Source organism: Shewanella decolorationis, from assembly GCF_004354305.1.
GTDB classification, from domain to species: Bacteria; Pseudomonadota; Gammaproteobacteria; order Enterobacterales; family Shewanellaceae; genus Shewanella; species Shewanella decolorationis.
In genome coordinates, this window is record NZ_CP037898.1 from 1,985,493 (window position 1) to 2,000,036 (window position 14,544).

Sequence of the window (14,544 nt, forward strand, 5' to 3'; positions counted from 1 at the left end):
AGCTTGGCTATTGAACAACCTGTTCTTGACTCTCTAATGAGTGTTCTACGTAATAAATACCACCCAAAATCACTGCGCCGAAAATCACTATCCCTAAGATTAATCCTAAGTTTTCACGAAAAAATGCTAGCATTTTGGTTGCCTTTTGCTGGATTGAATGGATTCTAGATTGAGCGGGTATCACACCGAGCACATCATAGTTTTACTGACTTAAGCTAATCTTAAATAACTCTTTTTGCCAACCTGAGTCAGTTTTTTGTTGTACGTTTTTCACCCTAAAGTTGCAATGGTAAATATCTTGTAACGCATTGCAGGGCGATTACCTTATTGCAACTTGCTAGCCGCCTGACTTAAACTTGAGCCACTTTTTTACTATGGGGACGACTGAGTGAGACTGCACAGTCACATAAGACGCACAATTTCGATATGGCTTGCTGCCGTATTGGTATTGCTGTCTTTTGTTGCCTCAGCCCATAGCGTGACTCACCTTGATGATGGGGCAAAGACGCACTGTACTTTGTGCTTTCATCAACATCAGCTGAATAAAATTCTGCTCACCCAGCCGCTTAAGCTCCATTTAGCGGTACAGCGATTCGATGTTTGTGAGTTTGTCTTACCCATTACCTTCTCTAAACACGTCAGTGTTTACCTAAGCCGCGCGCCGCCAGCTCTCCGTTAAATCAACTTTTACATTTTAACTTATTGTATTTCTTGGTGACTTTTCTGGGTCATCGAGTGCTAGTTGTATTTTGGAGATATCATGACTGTTTTGAACAACCGAATTTCTTTGGTGGCCTTGGCATGCGCATTTGCATCGCCGACATTATTTGCCGCTGACTCAAGTTTAACCAATCCAGCGATTAGCGCAGTACTCAATGGCTACTACCAAACGGCTGAACGTCCATTGGCTGAAACCGCCGAAGGCTTTGGTTTAGGTGAAACTGAGCTGGCCATGAGCGCCAATATTGACGACATGTTCTATGGCAAAGTGACCGCCGTTGTTGAGATGCACGACGGTGAAACTGAACTCAATCTCGAAGAAGCCTTTATCCAAACCATGGCGATGCCAGCGGGTTTCTCAATCCGTGGCGGACGTTTCCTCTCGGATATCGGCTATTTAAATAACCAGCATTTACATACTGACTCATTCACTGATCGCCCGATTGCTTATCGCGCATTTTTCGGCGGCCATTATTTTGATGACGGTGTGCGCTTAAACTTTGTGGCGCCAACGGATCTGTATTGGACCATAGGTGCAGAAGCCTTTAAAGGCGATAGCATGCGCGCTGCCGATGAACACGGTGAGCGTGAGTTTAAAAACGTGGGTGTTTACACCTTCTACACCAAGATCGGTGGTGATATTGGTGATAACAGTTCATGGCAGGCGGGATTGAGCTACCTGCGTAACGAAAATGGTCAAGTTACAGCCCATGAAGAGGGTGACGAGCACGAAGATGAAGCGGCCGAGGAAGGCCATGATCACAGCCATGCGGCATCTTACACAGGCAAAAATACCTATGGGGCTGATTTTGTGTATAAATGGGCGCCAAATGGCAACTATAAATACCAAAACCTGACCCTGAGCGGTGAGTATTACCGCGTGACGGACTTTGTACCGAGCGACCTGCATCCTGAGGACGCGCCGAGCAAGGACTATCATCAAGGTTGGTATCTGAGCAGCGTGTATCAATTCACGCCTAGCTGGTCTGCGGGTGTGCGTTACGGTGAGGTGGATACTCAAGAGCTCCATGGCGATCATTTCCATGGACAGAAGTTAAAGGAATCTGAGGTGAGTCTGGCGTGGCATTCGAGCCATTTCTCCACGGTACGTTTCCAATACACCAATCAGAAGGGAACTAACTTCGATGGAATCGAAGACGACAATGTTTTCACTATTCAATACATTATGTCTCTGGGGGCTCACGGTGCGCATCAATTCTAATTTTGTTAAAGCGGCCGCAGCGGCCCTGTCTATCGCTTGTTCAGGCTTTGCCCACGCTGAGCTGAATGTGTTTGCCTGTGAACCCGAATATGCCGCACTGGCAAAAGAGCTGGCTCCAAATGCTAACATTTATTCGGCAACCACGGCCCTGCAGGATCCACATCAAGTGCAGGCGCGTCCGAGTTTGATCGCCAAAATGCGCCAAGCGGATCTAGTAGTCTGTGCGGGCGCCGATTTAGAAATCGGTTGGCTACCAATGCTGCAAATGAAGTCGGCTAACGCTAAGGTTCGCTCTACCGATCAGGGGCTGTTTTTCGCCGCCGATCAGATCGATACCTTAGATAAATTAGCGAGTGTCGACCGCAGCATGGGCGATGTGCATGCACAGGGTAATCCGCATATTCACTTCGATCCCAATCGTCTGCTCACTGTCGCGAATGCACTGAGTGCCAAGATGAGTCAGCTGGATCCAAGTGAGGCGGCGAATTATCAAAAGGCCCTAGCGGACTTTAGTTCACGTTGGCAGGCGGCTATTCCTCGCTGGGAAGAACAAGCCAAAGCGTTAAAAGGCAAAAAAGTCATCGCTTACCACACCAGTTTTAGATACCTGTTTAACTGGTTAGGCATAGAACAAGTCGCTGATCTTGAGCCTAAACCCGGTTTGGCACCGACTAGCGGTCATTTAGCGAGTCTGCTTAGCCGCGCCGAGCAGAAGGATATTCTGGCGGTGGTTGTGGCGTCCTATCAGGATGAGCGTGGTGCTAACTGGTTGGGCGAAAAGGCTAATCTGCCAGTTGTCATGCTGCCAATGTCAGTTGGTGGTAACGATGCCAGCCAAGATCTCTTTAGCCTCTACGACAGTGCAATTTCCCTCTTAAACGGGGTGAAATAAGCCTATGCTGGATCTGGAACTGATGTCGATCCTGCTGCCAGCACTGGCGGCGGGGATCTTAGTGCTCTCAACGCATATTGTACTTGGTAAACAAGTGCTTAAGCGTGGGATTATCTTTATCGATTTAGCTATTGCGCAAGTAGCCGCGTTGGGGGCGATTGTGGCACATATGGACCACAGATTAGAGGATATACCATTTTCTAATGTGTGGATGCCAGCCTTATTCGCCCTTGCGGGGGCGGGATTTATCGCTTGGTTATCCAAGCGTATGGCGGGCGAGCTAGAGGCGATGATAGGTTGCTTTTACGTGTTGTCGGCGGTGGCGGCCATGCTATTGTTGGCAAATGATCCACACGGGGCCGAGCTGTTAAAGCAATTGATGTCAGGCCAGATCCTTTGGGTGAGTTGGTCGCAATTAGTGTTGCCGACAGTGGTGTATGCGGCTGTGTTAGCGGTGATATTCTTGCGGCCACAAATCTTAAATGGTGCGGGATTCTATCTGCTATTTGCGTTGGTGATCACTTTATCGGTTGAGCTGGTGGGCGTCTATTTAGTGTTTAGCACCCTTATTTTACCTGCACTTGCCCTTAACAAGTATCAAGGTAAAAACGGCTTGTTTTATGCCTATCTGGTAGGCCTTACGGGTTACTTGCTTGGCTTAGTGCTATCGGCTACGTTGGACTTACCGAGCGGTGCGGCGATTGTCGCTACCTTAGCCATAAGTGCTTTAGTATTCCGTTTAGGCTTAAGTAAAATCGCGGCAGTGAGCCAGGTCGCAAACTAGGTTTTTAGCTTAGCTTTTTAAGCTTAGATATTGATTTAAAAGCCCATCGGCATGCATGATTGCGCGTGTGCCGATGGGCTTTTGTTTGGATTGTTAGCAACTCAGCTTACAGATGTAAACATTATATTGAGTCCCTTGGGCTGGGTGGCTATACTGTCGCCACTTTCACCCTTGGAGCAAGTCGTGCTGTTAATCGTCAGATCTGTGTTGTTGGCTGTGTCATTGTTACTCGCGTTTATTTTTGGTGGTTTGGTTTGTTTGTTGAGACCTCGTCACCGTGACAATGTACATATGTTCGCCAAGATCTTCTCATCCGTCGCCCCCATTTTAGGGCTCAAAGTCATAGTACGTCGGCATAAAGAGGTGCAGGATGGCCCCTACATTTTTTTAGGGAATCATCAAAATAACTTCGATTTGTTCACTCATACTAAAGCTGTGCCCAAAAGTACCGTCAGTTTAGGCAAAAAGAGCTTAGTGTGGATCCCGCTATTTGGGCAGATCTACTGGTTATCGGGCAATATTCTGATCGATAGAAAAAATCGTAACAGTGCCTTCGATACCATGGCCAAAACCGCTGAAAAGATTAAACAGAACCGTTTATCTGTGTGGATTTTCCCCGAGGGTACCCGCTCACGTGGCCGTGGTCTGCTACCTTTTAAGGCTGGTGCTTTCCATACTGCGCTTGCCGCAGGGGTGCCGATAGTGCCAGTGCTCGCCTCTTGCCAGAGCCATATTAATTTAAACCGTTGGGATAACGGGGTTGTCATCATTGAGATGATGGCGCCTATCCCGACCGAAGGGTTAGACAAAGCCGATGTTAAGGCCTTTTCTGCCCAAGTGTATGAGACTATGTCGGCCAAATTTAACGAGATAAATCGTGAAGCGGCAACATTAATGGGTAAAACTCTCGAAGGTGATGACGTATAATAGCGCCAATTTGAGCCAGTTTTACCTTAACGGAGACAAATCCATGTCTATTGAAAGTCAATTAAAAGCCCAACTTGCCGAGAATCGTGACATAGTGCAAGCCCTGCTTGACGATGGCTCAGAGCCAGATGCGGAATACACCATTGAGCATCATTTCTCATCTAGCAACTTCGACCGCTTAGAAAAAGCCGCCGTTGATGCATTCAAACTCGGTTTTGAAGTCAATGATGCCGAAGAAATGGAGCTGGAAGATGGCTCAGTGATTTTCTGTTTTGATGCTATTGCTTACCACAAGCTGGAAGTGGCATTACTGGATAAAGCGACCGAGCAGTTACTGCAACTCGCCGCTAAACAAAAAGTGGATTACGACGGCTGGGGCACTTACTTCGTTGGCGATGACATCGACGATGAAGAAGGTGACGACGAAGAAGATGACGGTTTCCCGCACTAATTCTCGACCATTGAGATTTGAGTAACAAAAAGCCCATCAACGATGGGCTTTTTGGTTTTAGTAACCTGTTGTTTGTGCGGTGTGCAGGACGCTACAGTTACGGCCCTTCTGTTTGGCTTCGTATAACGCTTTGTCTGAGCAGGAAATCCAACTTGAACTACTCGTAATATGTTTGCCTATTTCACATACGCCAAGGCTGACAGTCACTTTAATCTTCAGCCCCTCATACACTACGGTGGATTCAGCGATCTTTTCCCTCAAACGCTCGGTAAAGTTGAGGGCATCGGTGCCACTGGTATTGGGCATGACTACGGCAAACTCTTCGCCGCCATAGCGACCGACACAGTCGGTTTCCCGCAATGAATGACTCAGAAGATGGGCGATATGTTGAATAACCTTATCACCGGCTAGATGGCCATAGGTATCATTAATATTTTTAAAGTGGTCAATGTCTATCATGACCAAACTTGCCATGCCTGAGTAGCGAGCATAGAGATCAAACTCATGTTCCAAACATTGTTGCCAATGGCGGCGGTTATGGAGCTGTGTCAGACCATCTGTTTGACTAAGGCGTTCTAACTGTTCGTTGGCGGCCTTGAGCTGCAGTTTGTTGACCGCGATATCGGTAACATCATAAATAATCACGCTGATATGGGTGATTTTTCCCGTTAATGATGCCAGAGGTAACAGGGTCACATTTTGGTACATAAAATCGGCACGGCCAGTAATCGGGCGATAGTTTTTAAACTGAAAGACATAAGGTCTTTGCTCCCAACTGATAAAGGCTCGATTTTTAAGCATAAAAACCGATTCCATCTTTTGCTTTAACCAAGCCGCGGGCAATTCAGGGAAACGAGTAAATAAGTTTTGACCTTTTATGGAATTGGGCGATACGCCACTATGGTTTTCCATAAAACCGTTCCACAGTTGGATATTGTAATCGCGATCTAATACCACTAGACCCACTTCTATGGTTTGTACCATATCGATAAGCCAATGGAGTTCGTTCATTGCGCTTTGATCGTTTGACATAAGGTAAAGTCCAACTGATTAATCGAGTAAATAACCGAGTTTGTAGCTCAGTGTCGGTATTGAATCTTCAGTAAATAACAACAGTAAGTCGCACTGAATATTATGATTTTCAATACGATAGTTAATTTCCATAGCTAATGTTCTGTGCCATTTTTCAGAATTATCATGGATAAGGTCGTTCACTGTGCAATGGCGGCCTAACACCACAGGATGCGCTTGGCTGAACTTCATATCCAATTGCTCTGAGATACCATTAAGGAAGGCACCAATAAGTACGTTACCAGTATCGATCAACACTTCAATTTCGGTATTTTTATCCTCAGGGTTGGCGACGCCCATGAGTTTAGCCATATCTTGGAAGCTTGAATCATGGAATAGCAATAAGGCTTCACCCGCCACACCGGCTCCAATAAATCCTTGGCAGAGAGCTGAGACCGTGGAGCTTTCCTCTGTGGCCTTGAGTGCCATCGTCAGTTCGCTGACCTCAAGCACATTGACATTCGGGATTGGTAATAGCACAAAAACATCGAGCAATTTGGCTAACAGATCGGCGGCGCGCCCCATGGCGACGTTGGCGATCTCTTGGCAGGCGTCACGCATATCGACTTTGATCATCGGCGTGTCTTCCGCCTGATCTTTTTGTGTTAGGGTGAGAATGCCATATTCCTGCAGAATATTGCTGATGGCATCGGCACTGACGGGCTTTTGAATAAAATCCAATGCGCCTAAAGCTTTAACCCTTTCATGGGCTTTGATCTGTATATCCCCAGAAACCACAATAATCAGCGCGGGGAGATCGTTTTGCTGGACGGTTTGCAGTACTTCATAACCATCCATTACCGGCATATTGAGATCGAGGAATACCACTTCGCCTTTACCAGCGCGAATGGCATCTAAGCCTTCGGCACCATTAGTGGCATAGGTAATCTCCACATCCCACTCTTTAGGTAGGGTGCGTGCCATTTGTTTGCGCGCCATGGCGGAATCGTCACAGATGAGTACAGATATTGTCATACTGACTACAGATCCTTATTTGCCCATTTATTGAAGATAACACTAATTCTGAATGTTTGAGTGACGAATTACGTCCTTCGGGCAAGTTTTATTTATATCATCTATAGGTAACATATAGATTTTAATGAGTAATTTTATTCATCTTTCCATAAATTCTAAGAGCAAATGGCGGTTAAAATTTGGGATAGATAAGTAAAATTCCATTGTTCATTATTCACAAAAAAATACGCCTACTTTGCGAATACTAATATGCTTAATCCATCGAATGAGGCCCAAGGTATCTCTCACGTGCAAAGATTGATACAGATACCTTAGATAAGCTGAGTTGCCAGTAATGCAATTTCCTAAAGGAATGCAGGAATTAATCTGACGCGTATCTAAATCTAACAGCTTAATAATCATGAAATTATTAGGATTAGACTCCAGCCTAACATAATCAGTCACTAATACTTAATGACGGCTGACAATATTTTGACTTAAGTCAAAATTTAGCCTTATGTTACATCCTTTGGTTGATCATGCCAATTGTGTTAACATTTATTCTGGACTGACCAGTAACAGGATATTTCATGACGGAGCCTTGTGTACAAGTATCGGTTGAGAATGGCATTGCATATGTCAGGCTCAATCGCCCAGAAAAATATAATGCAATTAATTATTTGATGTTTAGCGAGCTGGACAAAGCGATTAAAAGCATTAAAACAGACACACGCGTTCGACTGGTGATTTTATCGGGTGCTGGCGGCCATTTTAGTTCGGGGCTGGACGTAAAGAGTGTGATGTCTGCACCGATGCAAGCATTTAAGTTGTTGTTTAAATGGTTGCCTGGCAATGCCAACTTGGCACAGAGAGTTTCCCTTGGCTGGCAACGTTTACCCGTGCCCGTAATCGCGGTGTTGGAAGGTTGCTGTTATGGCGGTGGCATGCAAATCGCCTTAGGTGCGGATGTTAGAATTGCGACTCCTGACAGTAAGTTATCTATTATGGAAGCCAAATGGGGGCTAGTGCCGGATATGGCGGGCTTAGTGACGCTCAGGCAAATTATGCCTAAGGATCAGGCGATGTTGCTCAGCCTTACGGCCAAAGTCTTATCGGGTGAAGAAGCTAAAAACTTGGGATTAGTGACTCAGTTAAGTGATAACCCAATGTTAAGCGCGCAGCAATTGGCCCAAGAGCTTCTCAATACCTCCCCCGATGCCGCCGCGGCGATTAAGTTGAGCATCAACCGCAGTTGGACTGCGTCGATTCGTGCACTGTTATGCCGTGAGTCGTGGAGCCAAGTCAGACTGTTACTCGGAAAAAATCGTGCGATTGCAGCGACTCGTCAGCTAAAGGATCCCAGTAAAGCCTATCAAGATCGCCAATCGGGTTGGTAGCGGGTGTAAGTCAGTTGGTTAGAAAGCCGTGGCAATGGATAGCTTAGGTTTATAAGGCTCACACCTTAATAGGCGCCGCTCATGCGGGCGGCGAATCCTCTAATGGCCGTTAAACAGTTCTGCCACGCACTCTCGTTATCCAGATTCAACGTCAATGTCGTTTGCCGATAATTTGGCGCTTCTAAGGTCACGGCGAGAGTTTTGCGTTGTGCAGCTGTTTCTATCGATGCAGGATGGCCATCGGGTGATTGAATATCGAGTATCGGCATAGTGAGCTTGGCCAGCTTTTCGGCGATGGCTTGATTACGTGTCTCATCTTCGCTGTAGGGATTGATGACAATCAATACATCTGGATCGGCAATTTTCTTTTGGCTTAATAGGCTTATCAATAATCCCGCACTTTGGTCTGCTGTGATCAACACTCGTTTACCGGGGAAGTCGGTGCCAACGCTGTCGAGCTGTGACATGCTTTTGACTAAAAAGTCTTCTTGTTCAAGCAGGTGCTTATTGCTTTCTTCTGGCTTTACCTTTTGACTCGGTTTATTCGACGGACTACTGAGCTGTGCTGCCCCCGCAGAGGTCACTTCGGTTGCTGGAGTGGCAAAATTGGGACTTGGTGGTTCTGTTGGCGGTGTGAGGCTTAAGCTCGCCCAACCAGCAGCATTGATATTACGTCGGACAAAGGCCATTAATCCGGGCGCATCGGCGGTGCCATTAGTGGCGGGTAAAATAATGGCTGCACCGAGTTTTTTTCGGCCTTCCCATGAGCGGACTAAGAGTTCAAGTGGTTGGTCATCTATGGTGATTTGCTTGATCTCGCTCGCGGGTAAATAGCTGCTCGCTCTTTTAGCGGGAGCGTTAGATTTAGACTGAGCAGCTTCGGCGCTAGGCTCGGGAGTTTGGCTACTGGGATCGGCGGCGAGTAAGCTCGCACAGGCGAGAGCTAAGGCTAGGCCCAATACCGAGGGAATAATACGCGCCATAGAATTGATAACCACCTGTGTAGTCTCATAAATTCAATTAGCTAGAGTATAACCTGAAGCGGCGTAGCAGAAGCAATTTTTGCTTGAGGTCGTGACGGCGACCGCGCACAGCAGTGCCTTGACCCAGTCCATAGCCATACTTATTGTAAAGTCGGAAAGAAAAAATAAAAACGCCCTGCAATTGGCTGGGCGTTTACATATTCGCTTAAGTGAGCCTGAGGCGGCTCAGGCTTACCGTCATTGCGGATTAGACATGGCTCACCAATACCATACGAATCGCATCGAGCTGTAGCTGACTCGCGTCGAGGTAAGTGCTCAGTTCCTGCATTTGATTACGCAGGTATTCTAACTCTTCCTCACGGATATTCGGGTTAACCGCTTTCAAGGATTCTAAACGGTCTAATTCGCTCGTCAGTTGGCTGGTCATTTTCTCACGTGCCTGTGCCACTAACTCGTTCACCGCGGCTTGGGCATATTCTTCACCCTTAGCAAATAACGGATGCAGAATCGGTTGTGAAGCTGTAACCAACTTGCTGCCAATATGGCGGTTAACCGCGCTTAACTGTTTGTCAAAGCTGGTGTAATCCACCTTGGCTGACAAATCGTTGCCGTTTTTATCCAGCAGTACGCGGATAGGTGTTGGTGGCAGATAACGGTATAACTGGCTCGATTTAGGCGCCGAAGCATCCGCCATATAAATCAGTTCTAAGAACAGGGTGCCTGCGGGTAAGGCTTTGTTTTTCAAAATCGCGACGCTAGTCGTGCCTGTGTCAGAGCCGGTGATTAGATCTAAACCTGTTTGCACTAATGGGTGCTCTTGGGTGATCAGGGCGATATCGTCACGGGACAGCGCGGTATCACGGTCGAAGGTGACTGTCACACCATCTTCATGCAGGCCCGGATAGGTTGGGAACATCATATGTTCGCTTGGGCGCAGAATGATAGAGTTTTCACCTTTATCTTCTTGATCGACACCGATAATGTCCCACAAGCGGATCACCGAACCAATCAGCTTAGTGTCCTGATCACTTTGGGCTAAGCGCTCGACAATCGCCTTAGCCTTATCACCACCGTGGGAGTTGATTTCCAGCAGCTTATCGCGGCCTTGCTCCATAGCGTGTTTCAGTTCTTTGTAACGGCTTTGGGTGTGATTGAGCAGATTGGTCAGCTCATCTTCATCCCCGCCGACGAGAACGTTTAACAGATCTTCGGCAAATTCACTGAACAGCACATGGCCACTTGGACAGGTCAGTTCGAAGGCATTCAGGCCTTGATGATACCAGTTGAGCAGACGCTCCTGCGCCGTATCTTGCAGATAAGGCAGGTGAATTTGGATATCGTTCTTTTGACCAATACGGTCTAAACGGCCGATACGTTGCTCTAATAAATCTGGGTTTAATGGCAGATCGAACAGCACTAAGTGGCTGGCGAACTGGAAGTTACGCCCTTCGGAGCCGATTTCAGAACAGATCAGCGCTTGGGCGCCGCCTTCTTCTTGAGCGAAGTAGGCACCCGCCTTGTCGCGCTCGATGATCGACATGCCTTCGTGGAAGACTGTGGCTTGAATACCTTCACGGGTACGCAGTGCTTCTTCTAAGCTCAGGGCGGTATCGGCGCCGCTGGCGATGATCAGCACTTTCTTGCTGCGGTGCGACTTTAAGAACTCGATTAACCAATCCACGCGAGGATCGAATTTCCACCAACTGGCGCTGTTATCTTCAAATTCTTGGTAGAGTTTTTCAGGGCTTAGGGCTTGTGCCGCTTTGGCTTCTAAGCTCTTACGGCCACCCATCATCTCATTCACACGGGCAGCGGTAAGATACTGCTCAGGCATTGCATGGGGATAGGCGTTGAAAATACGTTTCGGGAAGCCTTTTACCGAGGCGCGACTGTTGCGATAAAGCACGCGGCCAGTGCCGTGACGATCGAGCAATTCTTGCAGCAACTCGCTGCGGGCCGCTTGTTGCAGCTCGCTGTCGATATCTTCGGCTTGAATTAACCGAATGCTCGGCGCTATGTCTTTCTCGCTGAGTAATTCGGTGAGGCTATTGATGGCGGCATCGGATAATTTTCCGTCGCCCGCTAAGGCTTCGGCGGCAACGGCGACATCTTTGTAGCTGTTTTCTTCGGCGAGGAAGGCATCGTAGTCGTAAAAACGATCCGGGTCGAGCAAACGCAGGCGCGCAAAGTGGCTCTCATGGCCGAGTTGATCCGGCGTTGCGGTCAGCAATAATACCCCAGGCACTACTTCGCTTAATGCTTCAACCACTTGGTAGGCACGGCTCGGAGCTTCTTCGGTCCACTCTAAGTGGTGGGCTTCGTCGACGACCAGCAGATCCCAGTCGGCATCGAGTGCTTGGTCGAGACGTTTCTTTTTACGCAGTAATTCGAGGGAACAAATCACTAACTGCTCGGTGTAGAAAGGATTGTCGTGATCGGCAAAGGCCTCGACACAACGGTCTTCATCAAATACCGAGAAGCGCAGGTTAAAGCGGCGCAGCATTTCCACTAACCACTGATGACGCAGGGTATCCGGCACAATAATCAACACCCGTTCGGCGCGGCCAGTGAGCAGTTGTTGATGGATAATCAGACCCGCTTCGATGGTTTTACCTAAACCCACTTCGTCGGCCAGTAATACACGCGGCGCATAACGGCGACCCACTTCATGGGCAATCCACATTTGGTGGGGGATAAGGCCAACGCGTGGACCTTGTAAGCCGAGTAAATCTGAGGTCGCCAGTTGATGACGCAGTAACTGGCATTGATAACGAATGCCGAAACGGTCGAGGCGGTCAATCTGACCGGCAAACAGGCGATCCTGCGGTTTGTTAAAGCGAATATTGTGGTTTAATAGGGTCTCACGCAGGCTGGCTTTTTCGCCCGTTTCGCTGTGGATACCGTGGTAGACAACGAGGCCGTCTTTTTCGGTGAGTTCTTCAACCGCGAGGCTCCAGCCTTCATGGCTTTCAACCGTATCGCCAGGGTTGTATATGACACGGGTCAGGGGGGCTTCGTTGCGCGAGAACATGCGGTTCTCACCAGTCGCAGGGAATAACACTGTGACCATACGGCCTTCAACTTGTACGACTGTTCCTAAACCAAGCTCTGACTCGGTATCACTTATCCAACGTTGTCCTAAGGCAAACGGCATCTTAAATTCTCATCTCTGGGCGGACTCTAACAAAGGGCGCGTATGTTATATCAATACTAGGGATATTTGAATCGCCCTCTCACCCGTTAGAGCCTAATTCCCCACACACTAGATTACAAATTGAACAGTGAAGAAAATTCTCTATAGTGCTTCGATGATTTGTCATGCTACTGTCATATCGAGGGACCTACACTGCCCTCGAGTCACCGACTTAAACACGGGTTCATTCGGTTGGCATTCACAGAGAATGGTGCCAATATTAGTTTAAGCCGCTAGCCGTCTTTATTAAGTAGAGGCTTGAACTTTAAGATCATTCTTTACTTCGCCAACTGACATAGGAGCCATATCCACTCACCGGGAAAGAGATGTAGCATAAAAACAATCGAGCACTCTGGAGGCGCCATGGAACAAGACGACAGAAAGTTGTTTGTACTGGATACCAATGTGTTACTACATGAACCTTTGGCGATCTATTCGTTTAAAGAGCACGATGTGGTCATTCCGATGACAGTGCTAGAAGAGCTAGACCAGATTAAAGATCGAAAGAGTGATGTGAGTCGGGATGCTAGGGTCGCCATACGGGCGCTGGAAGATACCCTAGGCGGTGATACTACACCGGAACAAATCATTAATGGTGTCCCTTTGCCGAGTCGAGAAGGGCATGCCGATGCGATAGGGGCGCTGTCTATTTTCCCTGACCATCTTGTCGATTTTACCCTAGGCGCCCTGCCGGGGGATGGCAACGATAACCGCATTATCAACACAGCTCTGCACCTGCAAAACCTCCACCATCCACGTACCGTGGTGTTAGTCACTAAAGATATCAATATGCGTCTTAAGGCCAAGGGCGCGGGTATTCAATTGGTTGAGGATTATCGAACCGACCAGCTGATCGATGATATTCGTTTCCTCAGCAAGGGCTTTTATCAATTCGAAGGAAATTTCTGGGAACATTTAAACAAGGTATCCACCGAGCGCCACGGTCGACATACGATTCACGAAGTCCCACTGAAAGATTTAGACAACGAACCCTTCTACATTAACCAGTATCTGATTGATACCGAATCTGATTTTTGTGGCCGAGTTACCGAGCGAAGCGATACCCATCTGCATATTTTAGATCTGGGCCGCGAACGCTTAAAAAACCTCGAGGCTTGGGGCGTAAAACCCAAGAATGTTTACCAAGGTATGGCGTTGCAGGCGCTGCTCGATCCCGATATCGATCTGGTGATCTTAACGGGGCCAGCGGGTTGCGGTAAAACCTTACTGGCAATGGCGGCGGCACTTGAGCTGGTGGTGGAGCGCAATCGCTACGATAAGGTGATTGTGACTCGTAATACGCCGGAAATTGCTGAATCAATAGGTTTTTTACCCGGCACCGAAGAAGAGAAGATGATGCCATGGCTGGCGGCCATTACCGATACCTTAGAAGTGCTGCATAAGAATGATGTGAATCCGACCGGCAGTTTGAACTACATCATGGAGAAGGCGAATATCCAATTTAAGTCGATCAACTTTATGCGCGGCCGTTCAATTCAAAACTCCATCGTGCTCTTGGATGAATGTCAAAACCTCACGGCATCTCAGATCAAAACCATGATCACTCGGATGGGCGAAGGCACAAAATTGATTTGTTGCGGTAACTTAGCACAGATCGATTCGAACTATCTCACCGCGGTGACCTCGGGGTTAACCTATATAGTGGAACGTTTTAAAGACTTTGAAGGCAGCGCTAACCTGTACTTGAATGGGGTGGTGCGTTCACGCTTGGCCGAATACGCCGAAGAACATCTCTAACATTTACTTTATTGTTACAAAAGGTCTCACTCGTGGGACCTTTGTTTTTACGCATTTCTATGTTTTTCAATTAACTAATCATAGACTTTGACAGCCTTCGTACGGCAATTATTTGATGCGACTCGGGGTTTCTTCCTGCTAATATATGAAGCCATAAATGAACTCAGTCACTTTTGCCACCGATGGCTAAAA

Annotated in this window: 13 protein-coding genes; 8 read left to right on the forward strand and 5 right to left on the reverse strand. The window is 47.6% G+C overall.

What is annotated here, in order from left to right; translation table 11 throughout:
• Positions 1-7: 7 nt before the first annotated feature.
• Positions 8-133: a hypothetical protein gene (locus EYR25_RS21495; RefSeq protein ID WP_011627280.1), complete on the reverse strand. Its 126-nt coding sequence runs from the start codon at positions 131-133 to the stop codon at positions 8-10.
• Between the two features lie 255 nt (positions 134-388).
• Between EYR25_RS21495 and EYR25_RS21335 the strand changes: the two genes are divergently transcribed.
• The 6 genes from EYR25_RS21335 (at position 389) to rraB (ending at position 4,996) form a co-directional block, all read left to right on the forward strand.
• Entirely contained in the window at positions 389-679 is a 291-nt protein-coding gene (locus tag EYR25_RS21335; RefSeq protein WP_133179530.1) for an ABC-type zinc uptake system zinc chaperone, read from the forward strand.
• Between the two features lie 81 nt (positions 680-760).
• Complete coding sequence (locus EYR25_RS09135; RefSeq protein ID WP_023268814.1) at positions 761-1,942, forward strand: porin family protein; 1,182 nt, start codon at positions 761-763, stop codon at positions 1,940-1,942.
• Entirely contained in the window at positions 1,926-2,834 is a 909-nt protein-coding gene (locus EYR25_RS09140) for a metal ABC transporter solute-binding protein, Zn/Mn family (protein WP_133179532.1), read from the forward strand. Before EYR25_RS09135 ends, EYR25_RS09140 begins: the two co-directional genes overlap by 17 nt.
• 4 nt (positions 2,835-2,838) lie before the next feature.
• A complete protein-coding gene (locus EYR25_RS09145) occupies positions 2,839-3,618 on the forward strand; it encodes a metal ABC transporter permease (RefSeq protein WP_133179534.1) in 780 nt (259 codons plus the stop codon).
• Positions 3,619-3,801: 183 nt separating this feature from the next.
• Positions 3,802-4,545: a 1-acylglycerol-3-phosphate O-acyltransferase gene (locus EYR25_RS09150; RefSeq protein ID WP_133179536.1), complete on the forward strand. Its 744-nt coding sequence runs from the start codon at positions 3,802-3,804 to the stop codon at positions 4,543-4,545.
• Positions 4,546-4,588: 43 nt separating this feature from the next.
• Positions 4,589-4,996 (forward strand): ribonuclease E inhibitor RraB, encoded by a 408-nt coding sequence (gene rraB, locus EYR25_RS09155; RefSeq protein ID WP_011715766.1) that lies wholly within the window; start codon positions 4,589-4,591, stop codon positions 4,994-4,996.
• Positions 4,997-5,053: 57 nt separating this feature from the next.
• Here rraB and EYR25_RS09160 read toward each other — a convergent pair whose 3' ends face one another.
• Both EYR25_RS09160 and EYR25_RS09165 read right to left on the reverse strand, forming a co-directional pair.
• A complete protein-coding gene (locus EYR25_RS09160; protein WP_023268809.1) occupies positions 5,054-6,028 on the reverse strand; it encodes a GGDEF domain-containing protein in 975 nt (324 codons plus the stop codon).
• Positions 6,029-6,046: 18 nt separating this feature from the next.
• A complete protein-coding gene (locus EYR25_RS09165; RefSeq protein ID WP_023268808.1) occupies positions 6,047-7,042 on the reverse strand; it encodes a response regulator in 996 nt (331 codons plus the stop codon).
• A 569-nt stretch (positions 7,043-7,611) separates the two neighbouring features.
• Between EYR25_RS09165 and EYR25_RS09170 the strand changes: the two genes are divergently transcribed.
• Complete coding sequence (locus tag EYR25_RS09170; RefSeq protein ID WP_133179538.1) at positions 7,612-8,418, forward strand: crotonase/enoyl-CoA hydratase family protein; 807 nt, start codon at positions 7,612-7,614, stop codon at positions 8,416-8,418.
• A 65-nt stretch (positions 8,419-8,483) separates the two neighbouring features.
• On the opposite strand, the gene EYR25_RS09175 is transcribed toward EYR25_RS09170, so the two are convergent.
• On the reverse strand, positions 8,484-9,401 hold the full coding sequence (locus tag EYR25_RS09175; RefSeq protein ID WP_133182802.1) for a DUF3530 family protein: 918 nt from the start codon (positions 9,399-9,401) through the stop codon (positions 8,484-8,486).
• A gap of 247 nt (positions 9,402-9,648) precedes the next feature.
• Positions 9,649-12,555, reverse strand: a complete 2,907-nt coding sequence (gene rapA, locus EYR25_RS09180; RefSeq protein ID WP_133179540.1) for an RNA polymerase-associated protein RapA — start codon at positions 12,553-12,555, stop codon at positions 9,649-9,651.
• A gap of 402 nt (positions 12,556-12,957) precedes the next feature.
• Here rapA and EYR25_RS09185 point away from each other — a divergent pair, with 402 nt between their 5' ends.
• The gene (locus EYR25_RS09185) at positions 12,958-14,352 is read left to right on the forward strand and encodes a PhoH family protein (RefSeq protein WP_011627270.1); all 1,395 of its coding nucleotides are present in this window, start codon (positions 12,958-12,960) and stop codon (positions 14,350-14,352) included.
• The last annotated feature ends 192 nt before the right edge of the window (positions 14,353-14,544 follow it).